This is a genomic window from bacterium, assembly GCA_037131655.1.
Classification (GTDB): Bacteria; Armatimonadota; Fimbriimonadia; order Fimbriimonadales; family JBAXQP01; genus JBAXQP01.
Map to the genome: position 1 here is coordinate 1 of JBAXQP010000413.1, position 1962 is coordinate 1962.

Consider the following 1962-nt stretch of genomic DNA (forward strand, 5'->3'; position numbering starts at 1 on the left):
CGAAGATGACCAGTCCGTATTTAGAGCGTGGCGATGCCTTTGATCATGATGGTGATATTAAGATGGCTATTGCTGACTTCGCAGAGGCGATTCGGCTTGACCCGAAGAATACCAGTGCGTATTTAGCTCGTGGCAATGCCTTTGCTCAGGATGGTAATTATAAGATGGCTAGTGCTGACTACACAGAGGCGATTCGGCTTGACCCGAAGATGACCAGGGCGTATTTATTTCGTGGCGATGCCTTTGCTCATAATGGTGATTATAAGATGGCTAGTGCGGACTTCGCAGAGGCGTTTCGGCTTGACCCGAAGAAGGCCAGTGCGCATATAGCTAGTGGCATTGCTTTTTTTCACGGGATGGTGACTTGACCGAGGAATCCAATGACAACTAAACCAGTGCTTGGCCTACTGAAAGCATTGCCTAAGTTAGTAGCGACAGGTTTTGACCTTGAGCCACTGGCTACTGAACCAAAACTGAAAACTTGTCGTCTATACAATAGAGATTTAACTCCGTTCAATCCCCTAATTCCTTGTTGGGGTTAGGTGGTTGGGTTATTAGAAAGAAGAAAATGATTAAATTGATTAAAGTGAATTCTGAACCACAAGGGAAATGTTTCTATTGTAAAGAACCTGTTCCCGCCAAATTACAGGATGTTTGCGTAGAATGTTCTGAACGGTTGTTCCCCAATAAGGGAAGAGAAGAGAGCTTAGAAGCTGGTAGAACTTTATGGGAGAGCCAATCGTTCGCTCAAAAAATAGAATGGCTAAGAAAATGGCTTAACGATGATAATATTAGTATGTCTGAGAAAGATTGCTTTCAAAAAGAACTAAATATGTTACTGGAAAGGAAGAAATATGATTATAAATCAGTGCGAGAATATAGGAGAAGATACTATGAGAGAAGTTAGGTTTGTAGAAGGGTCATTGTCCGACCTCATTTATGATCTGGTGTTGAACCATGTTCGAGAACATCCTGAATGTCTTGATGGATGGTTGTCGCGCGAAAGCGGCATAATCCAGACAGCGGTGTCAATAAAACGGGGCGACGACAATAAGGTAGTCGCCTATGTCTATCGGGATGATGGATTACTCCCATCTGATAGCGATAAGGAATGCGTTACGGAGCAAATCCATGAGTCTGCTTGGGATGAAGATGAATAAATGAGGTAGCCAAGTCAGAGGAAATGGAATTCCTCTTCGGCCCAATTCCATCGGTTCTTGCCAGTGGACTTGGGCCGACGAGGATGCCAGCGGTCACTTGTTGTGGTCGTCGGTGCCAAGCCGGATATTTATAACATTATTTAAAAAGGAAAGTGAAAAATGAGTGAACGAATTCGTGAATACAAGTGCTTACCAAAATATAAGATTGAGACCGGATACAAGATTGGCGGAAAGACTTGGATTTGTCGCGCATGGAATTCTGGTGAGCTAACCAGAGAGCAAATCCACGAAACGATAGCCGAGTATCTTCCCGACAATCAAAAGACGGATGATGAACTCCGCGCAGAGCTACGTGAAAGTGAGGCAGAATTCGCGCGGGAGGACTTTAAAGGTCGGGAGGAGGGCGACATTACGCCCTATGAAGAAGTGCTAGATGTTTGGGTAGAGCGCGAACTCTACCGCATCCAAAACGAGGAAGCCGAAAAAGCCGAGGTTGCCGAGGCGTTACAGGAGTTATACGACAATTGGACAGATGACACCGATGATGACGATCAATTCGATCTCGTCTACCGCGCGCACAAAGCGGTAGATGATTATTGCCGAAAACTGGCGCATGGCGAGTTCGACTGGTAGGGAGCGACAAGGAACGGCACTGGCCCGCAAATGCGGGCCAGTGCTGACCGCCAACGAAATTGAAAATCGGAAAGGATACATTAGTAATGCAAGTGATTTATGGACTTGATGAGGTTGAATTGGATATTCCCGATGAATTAGAAGTCGGGGCTATCCAGTGCAGATTAAA

4 protein-coding genes are annotated in these 1962 nt (G+C 45.4%); all 4 read left to right on the top strand.

Annotated features, from left to right (window positions below):
• A partial coding sequence (locus WCO51_13095) for a tetratricopeptide repeat protein (protein ID MEI6514189.1) occupies positions 1-368 on the top strand: 368 nt, incomplete at its 5' end.
• Positions 369-568: 200 nt separating this feature from the next.
• Positions 569-907, top strand: coding sequence for a hypothetical protein (locus tag WCO51_13100; protein ID MEI6514190.1), 339 nt, complete (start codon positions 569-571; stop codon positions 905-907).
• A complete protein-coding gene (locus WCO51_13105; GenBank protein MEI6514191.1) occupies positions 894-1160 on the top strand; it encodes a hypothetical protein in 267 nt (88 codons plus the stop codon). Before WCO51_13100 ends, WCO51_13105 begins: the two co-directional genes overlap by 14 nt.
• A 159-nt stretch (positions 1161-1319) precedes the next feature.
• Positions 1320-1793, top strand: a complete 474-nt coding sequence (locus WCO51_13110) for a hypothetical protein (GenBank protein ID MEI6514192.1) — start codon at positions 1320-1322, stop codon at positions 1791-1793.
• Positions 1794-1962: the final 169 nt, after the last annotated feature.

Excerpts from the sequence above, each read along its gene's own strand:
- WCO51_13100 (MEI6514190.1), top strand. The coding sequence starts at position 569 with ATGATTAAATTGATTAAAGTGAATTCTGAACCACAAGGGAAATGTTTC.
- WCO51_13105 (MEI6514191.1), top strand. The coding sequence starts at position 894 with ATGAGAGAAGTTAGGTTTGTAGAAGGGTCATTGTCCGACCTCATTTAT.
- WCO51_13110 (MEI6514192.1), top strand. The coding sequence starts at position 1,320 with ATGAGTGAACGAATTCGTGAATACAAGTGCTTACCAAAATATAAGATT.